This window comes from Paenibacillus sp. CCS19, assembly GCF_033239625.1.
In the GTDB taxonomy this organism is placed as follows: Bacteria; Bacillota; Bacilli; order Paenibacillales; family Paenibacillaceae; genus Paenibacillus_T.
In genome coordinates this window covers 18,891-43,242 of the sequence record NZ_BTCK01000053.1, presented here as the reverse complement: position 1 = coordinate 43,242, position 24,352 = coordinate 18,891, and the positions used below count along the sequence as shown (strand labels likewise).

General features: G+C 55.7%; 19 protein-coding genes and 1 other annotated feature. Of the genes, 18 read left to right on the top strand and 1 reads right to left on the bottom strand.

Features of this window, described 5'->3' with window-relative positions; genetic code table 11:
- From SBI19_RS25585 to SBI19_RS25500, 18 genes are all read left to right on the top strand, one after another.
- Positions 1–1,208, top strand: a 1,208-nt coding sequence (locus SBI19_RS25585) for a DUF2515 domain-containing protein (protein WP_317972360.1), incomplete at its 5' end; no start/stop codon positions are given.
- 38 nt (positions 1,209–1,246) lie between these two features.
- Positions 1,247–1,475: a binding site (T-box leader), on the top strand.
- Between the two features lie 257 nt (positions 1,476–1,732).
- Complete coding sequence (gene tyrS, locus SBI19_RS25580) at positions 1,733–3,022, top strand: tyrosine--tRNA ligase (RefSeq protein ID WP_317972359.1); 1,290 nt, start codon at positions 1,733–1,735, stop codon at positions 3,020–3,022.
- A 628-nt stretch (positions 3,023–3,650) separates the two neighbouring features.
- Positions 3,651–4,916: a DNA polymerase IV gene (locus SBI19_RS25575; RefSeq protein ID WP_317972358.1), complete on the top strand. Its 1,266-nt coding sequence runs from the start codon at positions 3,651–3,653 to the stop codon at positions 4,914–4,916.
- Positions 4,913–5,251 (top strand): YolD-like family protein, encoded by a 339-nt coding sequence (locus SBI19_RS25570; RefSeq protein WP_317972357.1) that lies wholly within the window; start codon positions 4,913–4,915, stop codon positions 5,249–5,251. Before SBI19_RS25575 ends, SBI19_RS25570 begins: the two co-directional genes overlap by 4 nt.
- 267 nt (positions 5,252–5,518) lie before the next feature.
- Positions 5,519–7,084, top strand: coding sequence for a spore germination protein (locus tag SBI19_RS25565; RefSeq protein WP_317972356.1), 1,566 nt, complete (start codon positions 5,519–5,521; stop codon positions 7,082–7,084).
- A gap of 33 nt (positions 7,085–7,117) precedes the next feature.
- Positions 7,118–8,350: a Ger(x)C family spore germination protein gene (locus SBI19_RS25560; RefSeq protein WP_317972355.1), complete on the top strand. Its 1,233-nt coding sequence runs from the start codon at positions 7,118–7,120 to the stop codon at positions 8,348–8,350.
- Positions 8,351–8,425: 75 nt separating this feature from the next.
- On the top strand, positions 8,426–9,544 hold the full coding sequence (locus SBI19_RS25555; protein WP_317972354.1) for a GerAB/ArcD/ProY family transporter: 1,119 nt from the start codon (positions 8,426–8,428) through the stop codon (positions 9,542–9,544).
- A 2-nt stretch (positions 9,545–9,546) separates the two neighbouring features.
- Positions 9,547–10,650, top strand: coding sequence for a GerAB/ArcD/ProY family transporter (locus SBI19_RS25550; RefSeq protein ID WP_317972353.1), 1,104 nt, complete (start codon positions 9,547–9,549; stop codon positions 10,648–10,650).
- A gap of 85 nt (positions 10,651–10,735) precedes the next feature.
- Entirely contained in the window at positions 10,736–11,161 is a 426-nt protein-coding gene (locus SBI19_RS25545; RefSeq protein WP_317972352.1) for a hypothetical protein, read from the top strand.
- A gap of 146 nt (positions 11,162–11,307) precedes the next feature.
- A complete protein-coding gene (locus tag SBI19_RS25540) occupies positions 11,308–12,480 on the top strand; it encodes a glycosyltransferase (protein WP_317972351.1) in 1,173 nt (390 codons plus the stop codon).
- Positions 12,474–14,798 carry a methyltransferase domain-containing protein gene (locus SBI19_RS25535; protein ID WP_317972350.1) on the top strand — a complete coding sequence of 775 codons (2,325 nt, stop codon included), beginning with the start codon at positions 12,474–12,476 and terminating at the stop codon, positions 14,796–14,798. The genes SBI19_RS25540 and SBI19_RS25535 overlap by 7 nt, the downstream gene beginning before the upstream one ends.
- Positions 14,795–15,580, top strand: coding sequence for a glucose-1-phosphate cytidylyltransferase (gene rfbF, locus SBI19_RS25530; protein ID WP_317972349.1), 786 nt, complete (start codon positions 14,795–14,797; stop codon positions 15,578–15,580). The genes SBI19_RS25535 and rfbF overlap by 4 nt, the downstream gene beginning before the upstream one ends.
- A 57-nt stretch (positions 15,581–15,637) precedes the next feature.
- Positions 15,638–16,750 carry a CDP-glucose 4,6-dehydratase gene (rfbG, locus tag SBI19_RS25525; protein ID WP_317972348.1) on the top strand — a complete coding sequence of 371 codons (1,113 nt, stop codon included), beginning with the start codon at positions 15,638–15,640 and terminating at the stop codon, positions 16,748–16,750.
- Entirely contained in the window at positions 16,740–18,038 is a 1,299-nt protein-coding gene (locus SBI19_RS25520) for a class I SAM-dependent methyltransferase (RefSeq protein ID WP_317972347.1), read from the top strand. The genes rfbG and SBI19_RS25520 overlap by 11 nt, the downstream gene beginning before the upstream one ends.
- Positions 18,039–18,048: 10 nt before the next feature.
- Positions 18,049–19,998, top strand: a complete 1,950-nt coding sequence (locus SBI19_RS25515) for an NAD-dependent epimerase/dehydratase family protein (protein ID WP_317972346.1) — start codon at positions 18,049–18,051, stop codon at positions 19,996–19,998.
- The gene (locus SBI19_RS25510) at positions 19,995–20,921 is read left to right on the top strand and encodes a transketolase family protein (protein ID WP_317972345.1); all 927 of its coding nucleotides are present in this window, start codon (positions 19,995–19,997) and stop codon (positions 20,919–20,921) included. Before SBI19_RS25515 ends, SBI19_RS25510 begins: the two co-directional genes overlap by 4 nt.
- Positions 20,918–21,679 (top strand): TylF/MycF/NovP-related O-methyltransferase, encoded by a 762-nt coding sequence (locus SBI19_RS25505; RefSeq protein ID WP_317972344.1) that lies wholly within the window; start codon positions 20,918–20,920, stop codon positions 21,677–21,679. The genes SBI19_RS25510 and SBI19_RS25505 overlap by 4 nt, the downstream gene beginning before the upstream one ends.
- A gap of 18 nt (positions 21,680–21,697) precedes the next feature.
- Positions 21,698–23,272 carry a glycosyltransferase gene (locus SBI19_RS25500; RefSeq protein WP_317972343.1) on the top strand — a complete coding sequence of 525 codons (1,575 nt, stop codon included), beginning with the start codon at positions 21,698–21,700 and terminating at the stop codon, positions 23,270–23,272.
- Positions 23,273–23,284: 12 nt separating this feature from the next.
- On the opposite strand, the gene SBI19_RS25495 is transcribed toward SBI19_RS25500, so the two are convergent.
- A complete protein-coding gene (locus tag SBI19_RS25495; RefSeq protein WP_317972342.1) occupies positions 23,285–24,328 on the bottom strand; it encodes a bifunctional glycosyltransferase family 2/GtrA family protein in 1,044 nt (347 codons plus the stop codon).
- Positions 24,329–24,352: the final 24 nt, after the last annotated feature.

Here is a 24,352-nt window from a genome sequence, read left to right as displayed (position 1 = left end):
GACCATATGCGCGAGCAGCGCCGCTGCCGCTGGATCGGACATTGGCTGCTTCGCTGGCGGCGTCTTGGCGTAAGCTGGAGCGAGAGAAGCCGATCGCTGCCGAAGGCGGGCTGAGCGTCGCGGAGCGCGCGCTGCTCGCACATATCCGCGGGGAGACGGCTAGGCTCAATCGGAACAATGTAACGCGCACGATGGCTTACTTGGCCGTCTACGATCGGCTTCCCGAGCTGCACTGGGCGCTGCTCGCGCATATGGTCTCTCGCAATGGCGGATGGAATATGACCGACCTGCACGGGGAATGGCTGCCCCGGCTGCTCAGCGCTCGAAGGCGACAAGATATCTTTCGCTTCTTGGAGAGGGCGAATTTGCTTATTTTCGGCGATGCCTATCCTCAGCTGCTGCTGTATGAACATAGTGTGCGCGCGGGTCATCCGTTATTCCATCTGCTCCCGATGCTTGGAGTCTCACGGTTTATGCAGCCGGTGTGGGAGCAGTTCTGGACTTCGCGAAACAGCGCCGTGCTTACTGTCGCTCTGATCGTCAATGAACAGCATTACATCGAGCGCCGCGTTGTGCAGCATCCATACTATCGCAAACGTGTAGTGGATACCCTGTTCTTCGGCGTGCAATCGCTGCTGCAGCTCAATGCCGTGCTGTTTCCTTACGCACATGGCACGGAGCCGGATCAGATGCGGCTGGCCGGTCTCATTATCGAGCGCTTCGGCGATGTGAAGGAACGGATCGAATTCGGCAAGCGGCTGTACGCGCTTCTATTCGCTGTGCCTCGCATTGGAGAAGGGGCGCTGGATTTCGCTAGGCGGGTGCGCCATACCGGCACGCGTGCCGACTATGCGCCGCACCTGTTCGAGCGGGTTAGGCAGCAACCTCCTCAGACTCCTTATCAAGAGCGGCTGCTTGGCGGCAAGCTGAAGCCTGGAGCGGAACGTCCGTTCAGTCCAACGCTTGCGGATGCTTGGCCGGATCAAATGATGGAACCGGCCGAGGCTGGGGATTGGTTCACGCAAGCGGGAGACGTGACCCCGTATTTCGAGCGGCTGCCGCTGCCGAATACGTTCGAGATGACCAATGAGTACGGCTTTCTGCTTGATAAGCTGGAGCTTGCGGCTGCGGCGTCCTTCCGCCCGGAAGCGGAAGTGGAGGAGGATGCTGATCGTGCTGCTCCCGTATTCCCGCAGCCGACTGATTGACAGAGTGGCGTAATCAATGGTATAAAAGGGACTAATACGAACAAGCAACGAAGGGAATTCAGTAGCTTAAGCTGTCGATGCAGCAGAGAGCCGGCGGGTGGTGCGAGCCGGTGCATGCGCTTAATGCGAATTACGTCCTGGAGCTTCTTCTGTCCGAACCCGCGTGATGCGGAAGGTCAAGACGGTCGTCGACCGTTATCCGACAAGAGTGGAATATGCCCCGCGCATGTTCAACATAGGGTGGTACCGCGATGACTCGTCCCTGTCTATTCGACAGGACGGGTCTTTTTTGTGCGCTATACGCCAATATTTAGTTCGTGTTCAAAAAGTACGGTTTTCAGCACCGAGAAGGTTGGATCAAGCGGGGAATGAGGATCGGAGCGTAGTGGTTTGCTACGTGAGAACCGGAAGTCACAGCTTCATCCAAGATTCGATGCCGGATATACATCTTGTGATGCTTCGTGATCAAAAGCGTGCTTTTTGAACTACCTCTATTAAGATGAAATGAAGGAGAGATTATGACCATGACTCAACCGACAGTTACAGGTATTGCAGCTGACTTCCTAGAGGAACTCGAATACCGCGGCCTCATTCACCAGACGACGAACCGCGAAGCATTGCTGGAGAAAATGACGAATGACCGCGTCGTCTTATACTGCGGCTTTGACCCAACGGCAGACAGCCTGCATATCGGCAGCCTGCTCCCGATTCTGATGCTTCGCCGCTTCCAGCAAGCGGGCCATAACCCGATCGCGCTGGTCGGCGGCGGTACGGGTCTGATCGGCGACCCAAGCGGCCGTTCGACGGAGCGCTCGCTCAATTCCGACGATACGGTAGCGCAGTGGACGGACAGCCTGAAGCGTCAGCTGTCCCGCTTCCTTGATTTCAATGCGCAGGACAACCCTGCGAAGCTCGTGAGCAACTACGACTGGCTCGCGCCGCTCGACATCATTACGTTCCTGCGTGACATCGGCAAGAACTTCACCGTTAACTACATGCTGGCGAAGGATTCGGTTGATTCGCGTCTGGCGAACGGCATTTCGTTCACGGAATTCAGCTACATGATTCTGCAGGCTTACGACTTCTATCGTCTGCGGACGGAGCACAACTGCGCGCTTCAAATCGGCGGCAGCGACCAATGGGGCAACATTACGGCTGGTCTTGATCTGATCGGCAAAATGGGCGGCGGCGACGCATACGGCATTACGATGCCGCTCGTCACGAAGAGCGACGGCAAGAAATTCGGCAAATCCGAATCCGGCGCCGTATGGCTCGATTCGACCAAAACATCCGTGTACACGTTCTATCAGTTCTGGATCAACACGGATGACAGCGACGTCATTAAGTTCTTGAAATATTTCACGTTCTTGGATCGTGCGCAGATCGCAGCGCTTGAGACGGAGCTTAACGAACGTCCAGAGAAGCGCGCGGCGCAGCGCGAGCTCGCTCGCGAAGTGACGCGTCTCGTGCATGGCGACGCGGCAGTGGAAAGCGCAGAGCGCATTACGGAGGCGCTGTTCTCCGGCGACGTAACGAAGCTGAATGAGGCTGAGCTTGTCGAAGCGCTGGCTGGCATGCCAACGGCTGAGCATGCAGCTGGCGAAGAGCCGCTGCTGATCGACCTGCTCATCGCTGCGAAGGCGGCTCCGTCGAAGCGCCAAGCGCGCCAAGACATCGAGAGCGGCGCTGTGTACGTCAACGGCGAGAAGACGACGAGCATCGAAGCTGTCGTCAGCGCATCGCAGCGTCTGCACGGTCAATACGTCGTGCTGCGCCGCGGCAAGAAGAACTACTACCTGGTGCGTTTCGTTTAATCGCTTGTTTAAGCGTCGGGGGCGGATAGGGAACAATTAGTATCCAATCTTCGCTCGAACGCTGGTATGAGGCGGATAGGGAACAATTAAGTATCCAATCTTCGCTCGAACGCTGGTATGGGGCGGATAGGGAACAATTAAGTATCCAATCTTTGCTCGAACGCTGGTATGGGGCGCATAGGGAACAATGAAGTATCCTATCTTCGCTCGAGGACTGGTGTGGGGCGCATAGGGAACAATTAAGTATCCTATCTTCGCTCAAGGCTGGCGTAGGGGTGGATTGGGTACATTTAAGTATCCCATTTGCCTCCCTAAGCGCTCTGCCATTCGAGCAAGCTCGAGCAAGCGAAAGCTCTGCCATATCCTTCGAGGCTGCGCGCTGTATTTAGCGCATCAGCCTGCCCAAGCCGCCTGTAAAGGCGGCTTTTTTGCTGTGTCTGCCCGTGTTCTTGTCAGATTTTGTGAGAAAAAATAGGCTGGTATAGGAACGTTTGTTCTGTATATAATAAAGAGCGATAGGAGAACATACGTTTCTATTCAGGAGGGGTTGGAATGCCGGTTGCACAGGAAGTGGCCGATGGCGGTGCGCCCTGCGTCCTTGGGAGGACGTTCTGTCCGGTGAAACGCGATGGCTGTTAAACGTACGGTAATGCTCGCGGACTGTCAGTCATTCTATGCCAGCGTCGAGAAATCGCAAAATCCCGATTACGCAGGCAAGCCTATCGTCGTGGCTGGCGACCCGGAGCGTCGCTCGGGCATTGTGCTTGCCGCCTGCCCGCTGGCTAAGGAGAAAGGTGTGACGACGGCCGAGCGGGTAGGGGAAGCGGTGGCGAAGTGTCCGGACCTCATCATTGTGCGCCCTCGGATGGCGGAATATATTCGAGTGTCGCTGCAAATTTCGGACATTTACCGCTCCTACACGGATCTGGTAGAGCCCTACAGCATCGATGAGCAGTTTATCGACGCAACAGGCTCGCTGCATCTATTCGGCGGCAATGTAGAAGAGATGGCGCGGCACATTCAGCAGCAGGTGCTGTCGGAGACGGGCATCTACTGCCGGTTCGGCATCGCCGAGAACAAAATATTAGCGAAAACCGCATGCGACAATTACGCGAAGAAGAATGCGTCGGGTATTTATATTCTGGAGAAGGATCGGCTCTCGGAGTCGCTCTGGAAGCTGCCGATCAGCAAATTGTTCATGGCGGGCAATCGGGTGACGTATCATTTTCATGCGATGGGCATTGAGACGATCGGGGATCTGGCTGCCACGCCGCTGGAACGGCTGAAGCAGCTGATGCGGCGCAAGTTCGGCAAGAACTCGGACATTAACGCCGAGCTGTACTGGCGAATCGCGAACGGTGTGGACGACAGCCCCGTGACGCCGGGCACGCATGAATCGCCGCCGCAGTCGATCGGACATCAGATGACGCTGCCTCGGGATTACGGCACGCTCGAGGAAATTAAGGTCGTCGTGCTGGAGCTGACGGAGCTCGTGTGCCAGCGCTGCCGCAGCAAAGGCTTCATGGGCCAGGTGATCGCGGTCGGCTGTCAGGGAGCGGACTTCGATCGGCCGACGGGCTTCTTCCGTCAGTTCAAGATGGCGGATCCGACGAATGTGACCAATCACGTCTACAAGGAGGCGGTCCGTCTGCTGGAGCGGCATTGGGACGGCAATCCGGTCCGCAAAGTAGGCGTTACGCTCGGGCAGTTCAGCAACAGCGAGCAGTATCAGCTGTCGTTGTTCGATGATCGGGAGCGCTTCATGGCATTGGAGCGGGCAACGGATGCGCTGAAGGAGAAGTATGGGGATACGGTCATTATGCGCGCGGTTTCGATGACTCAGGCAGGTCAGGCGCGGGATCGTTCCGGCAAAATCGGAGGTCATTACAAATGAGCAAAAAACTTCAAGGCAACGGCCTATGGGAATCGAGCCGGATGATGCTGCCCGAGCATAAGCTCGAGCTGATCAACAGCGCCAAGGAATTGAAGCGCCGCGCGCCGATCGAGCTTGATGAACATGAGTGGGAGCAGATCGAGCGGCTGATGACGGAGTCGCACCAGCTGCGGCAGCCGATCGAGCTGCGGATGTACCACCCGTACGAGGAGACGAAGGTGATCGGCACGGTCGACCGGATCGACAGCTATCGCGCGCGGTTTATGGTGGACGGCGAGTGGTTTGAGATGAAAGAAATTGAGGGTGTTGAACGTGGCAGCGAGGAAGCCGAGTAGCTCTCGTGCACGTTTGTATAAATGAGAGGTTGGCCGCCAAGCGGCAACGTAGGTGCAGAAATACACCTACACCGCGCGGTATCGCCGCCGAGCGGAAACGTAGGCGCACAATTGCACCTGCTGCGCCAAGCGCAAGCGCCGCTGCTAAGGAAAGAGGACAGCTGACATCGGCTGTCCTCTTTTTCATTGTAACGTTGTACATAATTGTCGGACGCGCTATCCAAAATAAGAATTAGCTGGAAATCCATTCGATGGGAGGGGTTGCGCTTGTTCGGCTTTAACCGAAATAACCGAAACGGCAAACAATCGCAGCCACAGGCGCAGCAGGGCGGCAGCAAGTCCGAATCGCTCAGTGCGAATCTGACCTTAAATCTACAGACGCTTCGCGCTAAGCTAGGCGACAGCGGGGATCTCATGATTCGGGCACTGCGCAGTGATGCGATGCCTGGGATCGAGATGGCAGTCACCTATATTCGTGCAATCGTCGAAGAGGATACCATTCATCAGAATGTAATTGAACCGATTATGGGATGGTCGGCTCCGCTGGAGAAGCCGACATGGATGGAGACGCTTAGGCAGCGAGTCATCTCGACGGGTACAACCAAACTCATTCAAACGGTTGACGATGCCATATACGCCATGTTGGATGGTCAAAGCCTCGTGCTGACCAACGGCTTCAGTCAGGCGGTGGCCGCCGATACGAGCGGAGGCGAGATGCGGTCAGTCGCCGAGCCGAATACACAGACGGTTATTCGCGGGCCGCAGTATAGCTTCACCGAGAACATCGCGACGAATGTCGGCCTGCTGCGCCGCATTATCCGCTCTGCCGATTTTCGAATGAAAACAGTGATCGTTGGCCGCAAGACGCGGACAACGATTGGCATTGTCTATATGGATCAGATCGCCGATCCGAAGGTCGCAGCCGAGATCGAACGTCGCATTCAAGAGATCGATATCGACGGTGTATTGGAGAGCAATTACATCGAGGAATTTATTTCCGATCAGACCTATACGCCATTTCCTACGATGATGAACAGTGAGCGGCCAGATACGGTAGCTTCGGCAATGCTGGATGGTCAAATCGCGGTGCTCGTCGATGGCACGCCTTTCGCGTTGATTGGACCGGCAACGTTTTTTCATTTCTTTCGTTCCGCGGAGGACAATTATCAGCGGTTTGACATTTCCACCTTTCTGAGGCTGCTTCGATATGTGGCATTTCTCGCCTCTATGCTGCTTCCGTCGCTCTTCATCGCCATTACGACATTTCATCAGGAAATGCTGCCGACACCGCTGCTCATCAGCCTAGCCGCGCAGCGGGAGGGCATCCCGTTCCCGGCTCTGGTCGAGGCGCTGCTCATGGAATTTACATTCGAGATATTGCGCGAAGCGGGCGTCCGAATGCCGAGAGCGATCGGCCCGGCGATATCGATTGTCGGCGCACTCGTACTCGGACAGTCTGCCGTGCAGGCGGGGCTCGTGTCGCCAGCGATGGTCATTGTCGTCTCGTTCACGGCGATCTCGAACTTCGTGACGCCGCAGATTACGATGGCGAGCGCATCGCGTCTCATTCGGTTCACGCTTATGCTGCTGGCGGGCATGCTTGGCATATTCGGCATTATGGCCGGCATGTTGTTCCTCATTATTCATATGACGGGGCTGCGTTCCTTCGGTGTGCCTTATATGGCCCCGTTCGCGCCGGTCTATCCCCAGACTTGGCCGGATATGGTTGTACGTCTGCCGTGGTGGGCGCGTGTCTATCGGCTGATCGCGGTGAGCAAAGTTAACCCGCATCGCCAGCGGGGCGGCAGACCGAGCCATCAGAAGCGGAGATAGCCGAACAATTACATGACGAGGAGGGCGAGCTGTATGTGGAATCGATTGAAACGAACCGTCTGCTGCATACTGCTGCTCAGCCTGCTGTGTATGGTTGTAACCGGCTGCGGGAATCGAACAGAGCTTAATGAGATCAGTATCGTGTCGGCCTCGGGAATTGACTGGAAGGATGGCAAATGGATCGTCACCTATCAGCTCGTGCTGCCGCAAGCGATTGCGAGCCACGGAAGCGGAACATCGTCTGGCGCTGCACCGATCAATGTGTTCTCGACGTCGGGCGATACGATACGCGGAGCCATCAGCAAGGCGAGCTACGAAATGTCGCGGCGGCTTTATTTCTCGCAGAACCAAATTGTTGTCATTAGCGATCAAGCGGCGGAGCATGGACTGACGAGCTTATTCGACGCCTACCTTCGCAATCCTGATTCACGCGAAACGGTGAGCGTGTTCTTAACGAAGCGTCGCAGCGCACGGGAAGTGTTGGAGCATCTGATCCCGCTTGAAGAGATTCCGGGAGCGGCCATCGAGCGAATGAGCCGCAATGAGGAGAAGAATGGCTCTACACTGCCGAATATGTCGATGTATCGCGTACTGCTCGATCTGCTGGGACCGACCAAAGCAACAGGAATAACGAGTATCGACATCTCCGGCAGCGACCCGCTCAATTCGATGCAGAAGATGGGCAAAACCTATTCCAGTTCCAAGATAAAGCTCGGGCAGCTCGGCATTCTGCATGAGGATAAGCTCGCGGGCTGGATTGGCCATACGGATAGCTACGGTGTGATGTGGATGCGCAACCAGATTCGCAACAGTACATTGTGGTTTCCATGCAGCGGCGAGCAGAAGGCAGAGCAGGCCGTGATGCGTGTGAATCGGACGAAGACGAAGCTGAGCGCCAAGAAGGACGGAGACAGCTGGAAGCTGCACGTTCAAATTCATGCCAAAGGAACGCTGATGGAATATCCGTGCGACAGCGATCTAACCAAACCCGCGAACGTGGAGGAGCTGGAGAAGAGAGCGGCGGACAAGCTCACAGAGCTCGTGCAAGACTCCTTCAAGGCGGTGCAAGAAGTGAAGGTAGATATTCTGGGGTTCGGCGAAGCGGTCCGATTGAAGGATCCGAAGGGGTGGAATAAGATGGCTTCGCGGTGGAATGAACAAGTGTTTCCGCAGACGACAGTGGAGCCGGATGTGCACGTGACGATTGAACGGACAGGCATGAGTACAGACTCATTCCGCAAAATGCAAAGCAAAGCCGGCTCGTAAAGCTATCCTGAGCCAATCACCTAGGCGTCTGACCGTTACTATCCAGCATGCCAAGAGACAAGAGGGAGCGCGGGAATGAATCGAATCGGAACCTATCAGCTGTTCGTGATGGTTATCATGTTTCATATCGGCAGCACTCCCCTGTTCCAGCTCGGGAGCAAGGCGAAGCAGGATTCTTGGCTTGCAGTACTGTTGGGAGCTGCTGCAGGACTGCTCGTTATGGCCTTATTCATTACGCTGCAGCAGCGAAAGCCTGACGCGAGTCTAGTCGGACTGCTGCAGCTGGCTGCGGGGCGATGGACGGCGGTCGTATTCGGGCTGCTGTATGCTGTATATTTTGCCTACCAATCGATGCGCAACGTGCGCGATTTCGGGGAATTGACGACGCTGTCGCTGCTTCCGAACAATCCAAAATGGATAATAATGGCTGTTATATTGCTCATTGCCTGGTATACGGTCGTCAATGGGAACGAGTCATTCTTCCGCACCACGCAGTTGTTGTTCATCGTCATGTTCGGCAGCTACAGCCTGCTGGCTGTACTCATCATGAGCAACGGACTCTCGCAGTTCCGGATGCTGCGGCCTGTCATGGAGGATGGCCTGATGCCGGTTGTTCACGCGGCGATGCCGGATATTTTCTCCTTCCCGTTTACGCAAGGCGTCATCTTTCTCGTCTTCTGGAAATATGCAGCCAATTGGAAGGCGGCACGCCGTGCCTCTTACTGGGGGTACATTGGCGGCGCGTTATTCATCGTGTTTATGAATGCGATGAGTATGACGGTGCTGGGTCCGCTCGCGTCGACTTCTTCTTTGCCTTTCTTGGAAGTCGTGCAGCTGGTGCAGATTGCCAATTTCATTGAACGACTGGATGTTGTGGTTACGCTGCTGTTGTTCATAGGGCTGTATGTCAAAATGACGGCGTTTTATCTGGCTGCCGTGCTCGTGCTGCGTGAAATATTCCGCTTACGAGTACAATGGTTAGCGGCCATTATCGGAGTTATTATCTACGTCACATCCTTCATAGAACGCAACAATACGATTCATCTATGGGTGGGACTCGGCATTAGCCTGAAGCTGAGCCTTGTCATGCAGGTTGTCATTCCTTTCATTATTCTGCTGCTTGCCCTGATACGGGTTCATGGAGCGGATACACAGACAGGAGCACCGGCATCGGCGGAAAGGAGCGGTGGCTGATCATGGAGCGTATCGGTTCGCATCAGCTGTATGTTGGCACCATCATGTTTATCCTTGGCAGCACACCGCTCTATGAGCTTGGCGTGGAGGCCAAGCAGAATGCGACGCTTGCCATGCTTGTGGGAGCTATAGCTGGTCTTGTGCTCGCTGGCATGTATTTATACTTGTACCATCGCGTACCGGAGGCGGGACTTACCGAGCTGTACCGCCTTCATTTTGGACTATGGCTGGGCAGTGGCATCGCATTCATTCATGGTTCGGAACTCGCTTTCGAAGCGACTTACCTGCTGCGGGAATATAGCTACTTAACGACACTTACGCTGCTGGATACGGCACCTGGGTGGCTCATGATGCTCGTTTCATGCTTCCTTGCCGGCTACACCGTCATGAAAGGAATAGAAGTGTTGTTTCGCGTAATTGAAATATTGTTCCCGCTCGTGTTAACAAGCTATGTTCTGCTGTCGGTCATGCTCTTCTTGAACAAGCTGCCGGATTGGCATCGGCTGCTGCCCTTCGTCGGCTTCGAGACGATATTTCGGGCAGCCATACCGACCATCATGGTGTTTCCATACGGACAGATCATCGTGTTTCTTGCGATCTGGAAGCATGTTCAAGAGACGAAGGCGGTAACCCGAATGACGCTGGCCGGTTATTTGACCGCGACCATTATGATCATGTACGGGAATGCGATGATTATGGCTGTGATTGGGCCTCAGCTCGCAGCAGGTTCGTCCATTCCGCTGTTGCAGGTCGTTCAGTTGATCAGGCTGGGAGGGTTCATTGAGCGGCTGGATATTATCGTAACGCTGCTGTTGTTCTTCGGGTTGTACGTCAAGCTGGCGATTGGATTTATGGCCGTCGTGCTTATCGTTCAGCCGTTGTTCAAGTGCAGCCATACGATTTGCACGCTGGCGGTCGGCACGATTCTGTTTGGCGTCGCGCTTATTGACCACAACTATACGAAGCATCTGTGGCTTGGACAATATTTTGTAAGAAACTATATGTTAATCTTTCAGTTCGGCATTCCGGCGGTTATGCTGCTGATTGGCCTTCGTCACAAGAAGGGACAGACCCCGTCGCTCGAGTCGGAAGGAATTACAAAATAAACCAATCACCTATGTAAGTTGTCCAATCGCATTCGCTTGTTTCGCCATACTGTATAGTAACTTGAATTACAGGAGGTGAATCGCTATGGGTACTTTTTTGGATATGAGAAGTTCCATGAATGCGAATGCATCTGGCTCAATCGGTGTTAGCTTGACGACTGTTCCTCAGTTGTTCGGTATCATCGGTCTGCAAACGAAAAACGTTGCTAACCCAATCGTTACTCTTGCGGGAACGGTTGGCATTAGCGGCGGCGCGCTTGGCAATACGTTTACGATCGATATTGTTCGCGGCGTAACGGGCGGCACAACGATCTACTCGTTGCAATCGGCTATCGCTCTGAACGTATTGAATGGATCCGACAGCTACAGCTTCAACGTGCAAGACTTGCTTGCACCTGCAGCGGCTGAAACGGTGTATACTGCGTTTATTTCGGGCGGCCCGCTGGCTGTACTGACGGGCGCACGCAACGGCCCAGAAACTTTCTACGGCATCGCTTCGAGCTCCGAGTAAGCGTAAGGCACCTCCACCATCTCTACAAAAATATGCGTCCCTCGGGGCGCATATTTTTTTTTGTGCAATTGGGCACATGCGTCCATACAGATGATAGATGTACCGCATACGATAGGGAACAGTCTAGGTGTGCAAGGAGGTCTCCCGTGATAACGATAAGCTTGTGCATGATCGTGAAGAACGAGGAGGAGGTGCTGGCGAGGTGCCTCGATTCGGTGGCCGATCTAGTGGACGAAATCAACATCATCGACACGGGTTCGACCGACGGAACCAAAGAGATTGCGGCGAGGTATACGAACCGCATCTTCGATTTTGAATGGATTGACGATTTTGCGGCGGCACGCAATTTTGCATTCGAACAGGCTACTTGCTCGCACATGATGTGGCTGGATGCCGACGACATCATTCTGGAGAAGGATCGTGAGGCGTTCAAGAAGCTGATTCCGGAAATGCCTGACGATATAGATTCGATTATTATGGAGTACCACTTGGCTTTTGATAAAGCGGGTAATCCGGCAGCGGGTTCTCGCCGCAATCGAATCGTACGACGCGAGAAAGGCTATCGCTGGCACAATCCCATTCATGAATATTTGGAAGTGACGGAAGGCAAGGTGTACGTGTCTGAAGTAGCGGTTTCCCATGAGCGGATGGGGGATCACTCCGCACGGAACATGGAGATTTTCAAGAAGAAGCTGCTTCAAGATGGCGCGAAGCTTGAGGGCCGCAACCAGCTGTACTATGCGAATGAGCTCGTCGACCAGCAGATGTTTGCAGAAGCAGTGGAGCAGTATGAGCAGTTTGTTCAAGGCGAGAAAGAAACGCCGGAAGACTGCATGTACGCTTACAGCAAGCTGGCGGAATGCTATCACCATCTCGGGCAGAGGAAGCAGAAGATGCAGTCGCTGCTGCTTGCCCTTCAATTCCATGTGCCGAGAGCGGATCACTGCTGTTCCATCGGCTACAGCTTCGAGGAACGAGGGCAGTATGATGCAGCGATCCATTGGTACGAAATGGCGCTGACACTGCCGAAGCCCAAATATCATATGGGTCTGCTTAATCTTGTGTGCTGGACGTGGATGCCGCATGTTCAGCTATGTATATGCTATGCCAAGCTGGGGGAAATCGAGCAAGCATATAAGCACAACGAGAAGGCGCTCGCATACTTGCCTGATGACATTAATCTGCTAGATAACAAGCTTAGGCTGGAACAAGCGCTTGGGATTACGCCATCGTCAACGGAAGATAACAAGCAGGCGCCGATCGAAGAGCCATTGCTTCAGTCCGATGATACGGACGGCGGAACGGAGTCGCCATGCTGACGAGCATCATTCTAGTTACGTACAACAAGCTGGAATATACAAAGCAGTGCATCGAGAGCATTAGGCGGCATACCGAGCAGGGAAGCTACGAGATCATAGTTGTCGATAATGGCTCCAGCGACGGCACGCAGGAATGGCTCGCAGGGCAGGATGACGTGCGATTCATTGCCAACGAAGACAATGCAGGGTTTCCGCGAGCGTGCAATCAGGGACTGGGGCTGGCGAGAGGCGAGCTCCTGCTGCTGCTTAATAATGACACGCTCGTCACCATGCGCTGGCTAGATGGATTGAAGACAGCGCTGCTCAGCGCTCCGGAGATCGGGGCCGTTGGTCCAGTAACGAATGCGGCCTCTTACTTGACGAGTATTCCGGTCCCTTATAAGGATGGGGAAGGAATGGAGTCGTTCGCACAATCGTATAACCATTCCGATCCCGCCAAGTGGGAAGAACGGCTGAAGCTCATTGGTTATTGTCTGCTGATGAAGCGGGAGGCCTATGAGAAGGCCGGCCCGCTGGATGAGCGATTCGGCATTGGCAATTACGAGGATGACGATCTAAGTCTGCGTATTTGGCTTGCCGGCTACAAGCTGCTGCTCTGCCATGATACGTTCATTCATCATTATGGGAGCGTCTCATTCAGCGAGAATATGCAGCAGTTTCAAGAGCTGATGAACGGCAATTCGGAACAGTTTATGAGCAAGTGGGGTTTTCGGCCCGAGCTCTCACTCCATATCCGTGTCGATCTGCTAGGCATGATAGAAGGGGAATTCAAGAAGAAAGAGCCGCTTCGCGTATTGGAGATAGGCTGCGGCTGTGGCGGTACGCTGCTCGCGGTCAAGTACCGGTTTCCAGGCTCAGAGCTGTTCGGCGCAGAGCGGAACGAAGCGGCTGCCCGAATTGCCAGCGCGGTCGGCATTACCGTATTCCACTCGGGGCGGCCGGATGACTGGACGATTCCCGATGGGTCGCTCGACATGGTGTTGATCGGCGATGCCCATGCTTACGCTGCGCTGCCGCAGCTGATGGCAGCTGTTGCACGGAAGCTGCGCCATGGGGGCTGGATGGCAGCGGGCTACGCGAATCGCCGGTTTTACCGATTCAGCAACAAGATAGCAGAAGGGGAGACCATCGACTCTTCGAAGCTGTACACCGTGAAAGACGCAGCGGCTGTCATGGCGACAGCGGGCATCGGCGGCTTGCGGCCTGCGCTTGCGCTTGAGCCGGAAGGTGAACGGGATCAAGATGGGATCTTGCTCGCCAGCCTGCGGGATACCGAAATATCAGACAGCGAGCGCATGGCTTCTTACTTCCTGCTGCTGGGGCGGCGGAACGCTCAGCAGCTGAAGGCAGACGGGGCGGCTACCGTGTCGAAACCTAAGCCGCAGGCTAAGGCGGCGCAGGAGACAGAGAAGCGGGGACAACCGAAGCCTGGACCGAAGCTTGAGCAGAAGTCTGAGCCTATGCCCGAGCCGCAGATGCAACAGACTCCATTGTCCGCTGCATCGATAGAGAATAGCGGGAAAGAGCGCCAAGAGGATGGGACCGCTGCAGCTGTCAGGGAGCAAAATGATATTGCATTTACGGGCGAACGTCTAGTTGTGAACGCAGAAGTGAAATCACAGTTCCGCGATGTGTACGACGAGCATATGGTGCGTTATACAGCTGCGGAGGGGTATGTGCCCGGCCTGCATGTACTGGATGCGGCCTGCGGCGCCGGGTACGGTTCGCGCATGCTGCTCGAAGCTGGCGCTGCTTCCGTTATCGGTGTCGATATCGACGCGGCATCGATTCAGATGGCGCAGCGCGATTATGGCAAGGCGGGCATCGTCTTCATGCAAGGAGACGTGCTGTCGCTTCCGTTCGCAGACGGCACGTTCGATGCGGTCGTATCGTTCGAGACGATCGAGCATGTCAAGGACGGTTATGCATGGGTGCGCGAATCGGCGCGTGTGCTGCGTCCAGGCGGGCTGTTTATCGTCTCGACGCCTAACCGAGAGGTGACGAATGCGTCGAACTACTGGGAAGAACCGCCGTTTAATCCGCATCATCAATTCGAGTACAATATCGGCGAACTGTTAGGCGATTTGCTGCGAGAATATACGGTTGAGGCCCTTTATGGGCAAAATTGGATCGACGATTCGCAGTTCGCCGCCTTTCGCTGGCTGCGGGATACGAACGAGATGACGGTGGATCGGGAGGAGCGGTACCGGATTGCTGCCACTGGCAGCGAGCTGCTGCCATTCCATCAGTTCCGCAGCGGCAAGCCGATGTACATCGTTGCGATATGCCGCAAACGGCAAGGAGGCGAAAGCGGATGAAGGTCGTCATTCTAGCAGGCGGACTCGGTACGCGGATCAGCGAGGAGTCGCATCTTAAGCCGAAACCGATGATCGAGATCGGCGGCAAGCCGATTCTGTGGCATATTATGAAAATTTACGCGCATCAAGGGTTTACGGACTTCGTCATCTGTCTTGGCTATAAAGGTTTCGTCGTGAAAGAGTACTTCGAGCACTACTTCCTGCATGAATCGGATGTCACGTTCGACTTTCGCGGCGGCGAGCGGTCGGTAACGAAGATTCATCGGCATAAGGCTGAGCCATGGCGAGTCACGCTGGTGGATACGGGACTCGATACGATGACAGGCGGGCGGCTGAAGCGAGCGGTGCCCTATCTCGATGACGAGACTTTCATGCTCACCTATGGTGACGGAGTAGCGGATATCGACCTACGCCAGCTGCTTGCGCATCATCGCTCGCACGGCAAGCTGGCGACAGTGACTGCCGTTCAGCCTGTCGGCCGATTCGGCTCGCTTGTGCTTGGTTCCGATCAGTCCGTCTCGACGTTCGCGGAGAAGCCGCGCGGCGATGGCCATTGGGTGAGCGGCGGATTTTTCGTATTCGAGCCTGGTGCACTGGAACGGATAGACGGGGACGAGATAATGCTGGAGAAGGAGCCGCTTGAACGTCTTGCCGGCGAAGGGCAGTTGATGGCTTACCGGCATGCGGGTTATTGGCAGTCGATGGATACGATGCGGGATAAGGCGCTGCTGGAAGAGCAGTGGCGCTCAGGCAGCGCGCCGTGGAGAGTGTGGGGAAATTAGACAGCCTTGAAGGTCATGCAATAAGCAAGCGTTAAGGGAGACTGGGAGGACAGCAAGGTGAGCGGAGAGCAGCAGTTTTGGCAGGGGAAGCGGGTGTTTATAACCGGTCATACCGGTTTCAAGGGAACTTGGCTCGGACTATGGCTGCGTATGCTTGGCGCTGAAGTTGTCGGCTATAGCGATGAGATGCCATCGGCGCCAGCCATGTATCGGCTATGCGGTTTCGAGCATGACATGCCGTGGGTGCGCGGAGACGTACGCGATGGAGGCAGATTGCAGCAAGCTGTGCGCGATGCAAAGCCTGATATTGTGTTTCATCTGGCAGCGCAGCCGCTCGTGCGGCGCTCCTATGCAGAGCCCGCGGCGACTTATGCAATCAACGTGAACGGAACAGCCAACGTCCTTGACAGCGTTAGACTGCAGCCCTCCGTTCGCGCAGCCGTCATCGTCACGTCTGACAAATGTTATGCAGGTACAGCATCGGCAAGCGGTTATGTCGAGACGGATCCGCTCGGCGGTGCCGATCCCTATTCATCCAGCAAGGCATGCGCAGAACTGACGGTGGACGCCTATCGTCGTTCCTACTTCAGCAGCGGCGCAAACGCATCAATCGCTACTGCCCGGGCGGGCAATGTGATCGGCGGGGGAGATTTTGCCGAAGACCGCATCGTGCCGGATATGGTGAGGGCATTGCAATCCGGACAGCCGATCAAGCTGCGTCGGCCGGAAGCGATACGTCCTTGGCAGCATGTGCTGGAGTCGCTGTCCGGCTATATGAGGCTGGCAGAGAAGCTGTATTCGAACGGATCCGCCTATGCGGAGGCGTGGAACTTCGGGCCGTCTGCCGATCAGGAAATGACCGTGCACGAGTTGGCGAAACGGATGGCTGCGAAGCTGGGGGCGCCGCCGCCATGGATTCCGAATGCGGATGCGACGCTTGAAGGTCCCTACGAAGCCGCCGTACTGCGTCTAGACAGTACGAAGGCGCGCATGCGGCTTGATTGGCAGCCCGTTTGGGAAACAGAAGCGGCGATCGATCACACGGCCGCGTGGTATGAGCGATGGTTCAGAGGTGCGCCAATGCGCGAAATCGCCATGCATCAGATTAGGCAATATGAAGCGGCAGCGGCCACAGCTAGGGAAAGCGGGGAACAAGGCGATGGACAGTAAACCAGCGGAAGCGGATCAATCGGGTGAGCAGCAGACGGATGGTCAACCGCTGAAGGCTGCGATTGCAAGGACGGATGCGCACGGAGCGGGCTATAGCTGCCGCGTCTGCGGTGCTGGGCCGCTCACTCGCTGGGTGCATATGCCTGCCATGCCGCTGACGGAAGAGCTTCGTCCGCCGGATTATGCCGGCTTGCCGTTTCTTGCCGACATCGATGTCTACCGCTGCGAAGCCTGCGGCGTATCCCAAACCGCAGGCGAACGCGACCTTTCCCCTTATTATGTCGATTACGGCTACACGGTTGGCCAATCGCCGTTCGCTGCAAGGTTCATGCAGCGGCTTGCGGATACAGTACGGGATCGTTTCGGCTTGCAGGAGGGCTTCAAGGTTATCGAGATCGGTTCTGGTGATGGAGCGCAATTGGCATGCTTCCAGCGTGCCGGCGCCGAAGTGTACGGCATCGAGCCCTCCGCCGTACTGTGCCGCGAGAGCCGTGCCCGCGGCGTGCCGGTGATGGAGTCGTTGTTCATGCCGCAGACGGCAGCGCTTCTGCCGGAGGCATTCCAGCCTGCGGACGTACTGCTCATGACTTACACGTTCGATCATTTGCCTGACCCCTCAGGAACGCTTGAGGCGGCGCGCAGAACGCTGCATCCCGGGCGAGGGCTGCTGGTGCTTGAGGTGCATGATCTAACGCGCATTGTGGAACGTCGGGAATATTGTTTGTTCGAGCATGAGCACTACACGTATTGGACAGCGGAGACGCTGCGGTGTACGTTGGCAAGCTGCGGCTTCAGGCTGCTGACGACAGAACTGCTGCCGGAGAGCGAGAGGCGCGGCAACTCGCTGCTCATTGCAGCAGCCGTAATGGACGCTGCACATTCGCCGGAATCGGAAGTCGTCCTTGCAGAAGAAGCGGCGATTGATTATGACGGCTTCCAGCAAGAGCTGGATCGAGGGATTGCAGCGCTGGATGCTTTCGTCGAGCAAGAGGCCTTGCAAGGACGTAAGATTGCCGGCTACGGCGGCGGCGGAAGAGGCGTCATGACGATGGCGGCCATGTCATCCGCTTCGAGAATTGCCTACGTGTGCGATGCGAATACAGGGCTGCATGGTCTGCTCGCACCGAAATCCCGCGTACCCATCGTTTCGATCGATCGACTGTCGGAAGAGCCGGTCGATACGCTGATCGTGTTCAGCTATGGCTACATGGCAGAAATTCGCGAAGCGGTCGAGAAACTGCCAGGCGCGCCGCAGCGGATCATATCGATGCTTGAGATATTGAAGTGAGGGATCGCGTATGGAACAGCAACAGACGCGAGAGTTGAATGTGAGCTATGAGCGTCGTACTGCGGTGGTGACAGGCGCTGCTGGCTTTATCGGCGCTGCCGTATGTCTTGAACTGCTGCGCAGAGGTTGGCGCGTGTATGCGGTTGTGCGCCCGGGCTCAGCAGCGCTGCGTCTGCCTCGCGGCGCAGAGGCGCTGCAGTTAATGGAAGGCGATTTGCTGCAACCGTCAGAGTGGCAGGGGCGGCTTGAAGCGGCGGCGGCTGCAGGCGAACGATTCGACAGCTGGCTGCAGCTAGGCTGGTCGGGCGTTGCCGGTTCTGCGCGCAATGATGCTTCGCAGGCTGCAAATGTGGAGGCGACGATTGAATCCGTAAGGTTGGCTGCGCGATTAGGCTGCAGCAGCTGGATCGGAGCGGGCTCGCAGGCGGAGTATGGGCAGATGGAAGGACGCGCAGATGAAGGGGCGGCAGAAGCGCCGACGACAGCCTATGGTCGTGCGAAGCTTTCAGCAGGCAGGGGAGCGCTGAAGGAAGCAGCGCATCATGGGCTGAGCGGCTATTGGGTTCGCATCTTCAGCGTGTATGGCCCAGGCGATAATGACAATTGGCTTATTCCTGGATTGATCCGGCAGCTGCTTGCAGGTGAGAGTCCGACGATGACGCTTGGTGAGCAGCGCTGGGACTATTTATACCTGGATGATGCTGCGGCAGCATTCACCGAGCTGGCAGTGCAATCGGCAGCCGCAAGACGCAAACATCTGGCATCGGCTGTATCGGATGGGAAGCAGCTGCAGCTTAGAGATCGCAAGCTTGGACGGAGACTGGACCCGGCGCCAGGTATATATAATCTCGGCTCCGGCGAAAGCAGAGCGATCCGTGATATCGCGGAGCTTGTACGTAAGTCGGTATCGGAGCGATTGCCGCGCAGTCTGCCGCCGTACGAGGAGGAAGCATTGCCTGCGCAAGTCGAGTACACGTCTGATGGCAGACGGGTGCCGATTATCCGGTACGGTGCAGTCCCCTATCGTGAAGATCAAGTCATGATGATGGAAGCGGACACCGCCAAGCTGCAGCGCGAGACGGGGTGGCGCCCTCGAACGGCGCTCGCTGAAGGGATACAGCGGACGGTCGCCTCGTATGCGGATGCCGAGGAACGCAGCCACAGTATCGCGGTCAGGCGTGCCATCGTTACGATGGCCTATCGTTCCGGTTCATCTCATGTCGGTGCCGCGCTATCGGCTGCAGATATGCTGCTTGCTCTATACTTCCATATTGTTCGCGTAGATCCGAATCGGCCCGATGCTCCCGAACGAGATAAGCTGGTGTTCTCCAAAGCGCATGCGAGCACTGCGCTCTATGCCGTTCTTGCAGAACGAGGCTTTTTCCCGCGAAGCGTCCTTGACAGCTATTCAATAGACGGAGGCCAGCTGCCAGGCCACTTGGACCGCCGATCGGCCCCAGGCATTGATGTATCGGCTGGTTCGCTGGGGCACGGACTTTCCATCGGCGCGGGGCTAGCGCTTGCCGATCGGCAGGCTGGACGCAGCGGCCGCACCTATGTCGTACTTGGCGACGGCGAATGCAATGAAGGATCGATCTGGGAGGCGGCGCTGGTTGCTGCATCGCTTAAGCTGGATCATTTGGCAGCGGTGGTCGATTGTAACGGGTGGCAGGGCTTCGATCGGACGGAGCCGTTGTCGCCGTACGACTCTCTTGCGGACAAATGGCGCTCATTCGGCTGGGAAGCGGAAGAGGTTGATGGGCACGATGCGAAGGCGCTGGTGCAAGCGTTGGATCGGCGGGGTCAGGAGGGACGCCCAAGAGTTGTACTCGCACGGACCGTGAAAGGGTACGGCGTTGACTTTATGGCGGATACGCTTGAATGGCATTACAAATCGCCGAACACCGCGCAGTGGCAAGAAGCGGTCGAGCAGCTTGGCAGCGGGGAGGGGCCGGGATGAGAAATGCATTCGTACGCGAGCTGCTGAAGCGGGCAGAGACGGATGAGCGCATATTCGTTATAACACCCGACCTTGGCTTCTCCGTCTGGGAGCCATTCCGCGAGCGATATCCTTCAAGATTTCTCAACGCGGGCATCGCGGAACAAAATGCGGTCGGAATCGCTGCGGGTCTCGCGCTCGCCGGCCATACCGTCTACGTGTACAGCATCATTCCGTTCGTGACGATGCGCGCCTATGAACAGGTTCGTGTGGACGCGGCGTACATGAACACGAACGTCCGCGTCGTGGGTGTCGGTGCCGGCTTCGCTTATGGCGGGCAAGGTCCGACGCATCACGGACTGGAGGATGTCGCGCTCATGCGCGCGCTGCCGAACATGACGGTCTGCTGTCCGGGCGATGACATCGAGGCGCGAGAGCTGACGGCGGCAAGCTTCGATCATCAAGGTCCGATGTACATTCGACTGGGCAAGTCAGGTGAAGCGCGTGTGCATGAGCCGGAAACGCGGATTGCGATTGGCGAACCGATCGAATTAATCGCAGGGTCGCAGATTGCGGTTCTCGCTTCGGGCACCGCACTCGGTCGAGCAAAGGAATGGGTGCTTCGAATGCGTGCGGAAGCGGATCCGGTAGAGGCGGCGCTCGTGAGCGTGCCGACCGTAAAGCCGTTCCCATCCGAAATCATCACCAAATACGCGGGGCAAGGCATCCCGATCGTTACGGTCGAGGAGCATAGCGTGATCGGCGGTCTAGGTTCGGCTGCAGCCGAGGTGCTGGCGGAGCTTGGAGGAGGCGTACCGCTGCGGCGGTTCGGCTTGCCGGATGCATTTTGCCGAGAAGTAGGCAGTCATTCGTATTTGCTTGAGCGGTCGGGGTTTCATTATGAACGATTTCAGGACATCGTGAGAGGAGCATGCGGGCAATGACAGATTCGTTCAAGCCGATGGGAATGATCGGCAAGCATCATCGGCAATCCGATTTCGAGGCCTATCGTTTAACGGAGGAGACATTCGAGGAGTCGCAGCTGTCGGTGTTCAATAAGCTGGAGGCCTTTCCGCGTTTTGCGACGAAACGCAGTCTTGCTAAGTTTCTATGCCGCCACGAAATATTCAAGCATGTGCTCGGCGTAACAGGGAGCATCGTCGAATGCGGCGTGTTCAATGGCGGCGGGCTGTTCACATGGGCGCAGCTGTCCAACATCTATGAGCCGTCCAACCATACGCGCAAAATCATCGGCTTCGACACGTTCGCAGGCTTCCCGTCCGTATCCGAAGAAGATCAAGAGCCGGACGATGAATTCAAAGCCGGCGATTTGAAAGGCGAGACGATTGACCAGCTGCAGCGTTCCATCGAGAAATATACGGCGGAGCGCTACTTGTCGCATATCCCGAATGTGGAGCTCGTGCAAGGTGATTTCATGTTGACAGCCGATGACTACGTGCAGCGGAACAAACACCTGCTCGTGTCTCTGCTGTATCTTGATTTCGATCTGTATGAGCCGACGAAGAAAGCGCTGGAAGTGTTCCTGCCAAGGATGGGCAAAGGATCCGTTGTCTGCTTCGATGAGATCAACTGCGCTTCTTTCCCAGGAGAAACGAGTGCCCTCTTGGAGATGCTGCCGATTCGCGATACGGCGATTCGCCGGTTCCCGACGGACCCATGGGTGTCCTATGTTATTCTGTAAGGAAATGGGGAAGATCGGATGAGCGAGGGGGAACGGGAGGAACAAGCGAAGTCTGGGGCAGAAGAACAGTCAGAAGCAACCGATGCCACCGACGTCACCGATGATACTAACAGTCGCTTCCAAGGATTTTATTATCTCGGCGAGAACACGCTTATCGAGAAAGACTGCGACATGTTCGGCCGCAAGGAAATAGCTATCGGCAGCAGTGTGTTTATACGGACTGGTGCATGGTTCAACATCTGTACGGAAGTCACAGGAGAGCGGCCCAAAATTATTATTGGTGATTACTGTCAGTTCAATAAGAACGTGTACTTGTCAGCTGCGAACCGGATTCGAATCGAGCGGTTCTCCGGAATTGGCCCTATGACCTTCATCATGGATACGCAGCATGAATATCGGAATATCGGAGTTCCGTTTCTGTATCAGGGAATTACGGAGACGAATGGCGAGACGATTATCGGCGAGTCCACATGGGTCGGCGCGAACTGCTTAATAAGCGGTCCGCTTACGATCGGCAGAGGCTCTGTTATCGGCGGGAACAGCGTTGTGACGCGCGATATTCCGGATTACTGCGTCGCAGTGGGATCGCCTGCCCGCGTAGTCAAAATGTTCGATACACACGCAAACGACTGGATATCGGTAAAAACGAAGGATGACGTCGATACGGTCATGCGCAGAAGACGCGAACGTCCGGTGCTGTCGATTTGCATTCCCACCTACAATCGCGCCGCGGATTTGAATCGATGCCTTCAGACGATCGTTCATCAGATCGGGGATTGCTCGTTATTCGAAGTCGTCGTATCGGATAATGCTTCGCCGGACGGGACCCAACAGGTGCTTGCTGCGTTCGCCAAAGCGTATCCGAATTTGAATTTGCGTTACTGGCGCAATGACGATAACATCGGGGCGGAGCGGAACATTATCAAGCTGTTGGACGATGCGCGAGGCGACTATGTGCTGCTGCATGGGGATGATGATTTCTTCAATGATCTGACGATTATGCCGATGCTGCATCTCATTCAGACGAACCGCGATTGCTCGGTATTTTTCTTAAATGTACTGGGCGATGATGGCCTGGTTCACCGGTTGGAAGGGCTTGAGACATTCATTGAGACAGCTTCCCTTCATTCGGGCTTCATTTCCTCGGTTATGCTTCAAAGCGAAGCGTATCGTCAGATTGAGGATAAGACGAAGTTTATCGGCTCCGGCTTTAATCATATTTATTTGCAGCTCGAGGCGCTGCGTTCGAACCCTCGTTTCGCCATCGTGAACAAGGCGCTGTTCGGGTATGCGGGCAATAAGCCGACCGGCTACAACTATGGAAAGTTTTTCATTGAAGGCTATCTGAGCATATTGGAACATTACCGTTCTAATGGACTATCGGATGAGGCGCTGCTGAAGGAGAAACGGTCGATGCTCGCGACAACGGTTCTGCCTTGGTATAAGAGGATTATCGAAGAGCAGCTCGGTATTGACATCAGCGGGTTTGAAGAAATCTATACCGCGCACTACAAAGATGAACCTTATTACGTAGCGATCCTCGAATGGATTCGGAACATTAAACCACCATCCTCCGAAACCGCGAATGAGTAGAAGCCTGCAGACTTAACAGTCGGCAGGCTTCTTGCTTGCTGCATGATGATAGACGAACTTGCGCTGCGACCAATAGCTGAGCAGGAACAATACGCCTTCTGTGAGCAGCTTGGAGATAAGAAGCGGTATGTGCGCGAGCTCGTTCAGACCGTACATCAGTCCATAATTGAGCGTGAGAATGAGCAGAACAAGCGCAAAATATTTGGGCATCGAGCGCCGGACCTCCGACGGTCCATTGTCCGTGAATACGAATTGGCGGTTCATCGCGTAGTTCACGAGCGAGCTGCACGCTCTGGCGCCAACGACTGCGAGCAGCAGGTTGGCCATCAGCATATGGATGAGCAGCAGCAGCCCGTAATCGAGCAGCGCGCAGATCAAGGAGGCGCCGCTGAACTTGATAATAGGGAGATAGACAGCGATCGAATCGGCGAGCGGACGGAAATGCGACGATTTATTTTCCTCGAGATAAACCGTTTCAATCGGAATTTCGGTCAAATGATAACCAGCAGCTCGCGCCTTCAGCAGCATGTTCATCTCGTATTCGAATCGCTCTCCGGGAATCGAGCAGAGCCAATCCAGCATATCGTTCGAAAATCCGCGAAGTCCCGTCTGCGTATCTTGAATGGCGGAGCCGGTTGTGAACTTATAAATCTGGCGTGTCGCCGTATTGCCGAAGCGGCTTCGCAGCGGCACTTCGCCCGTAAATTGGCGGCTGCCCAGCACGATATGTTGAGGCAGCCTGTCCACGGCATCCGCGATACGCATAATGTCCGAGGGCAGATGCTGGCCATCGCTGTCTGCACAGATGACGCCATCTTTGCGGCGCAGCATCTTTATATATTGAAAGCCGGTTTTGAGCGAACGGCCTTTGCCCATATTGCGTTCGTGGGTTAGGATCGTGCAGCCAAGCTGCTCCGCGGCAGTGAAGATCGACTTGTAGTTGTCGCCGCTGCCGTCATCTACGATGACGATGTCACGGGTATTGACGTCAATGAGCTGGCGAACGAGCCCAAGCAGCCGCACGTCCGGCTCATAAGATGGAATAAGTACGGTCATGCTTTCTCCTCCTTATAGATGTTG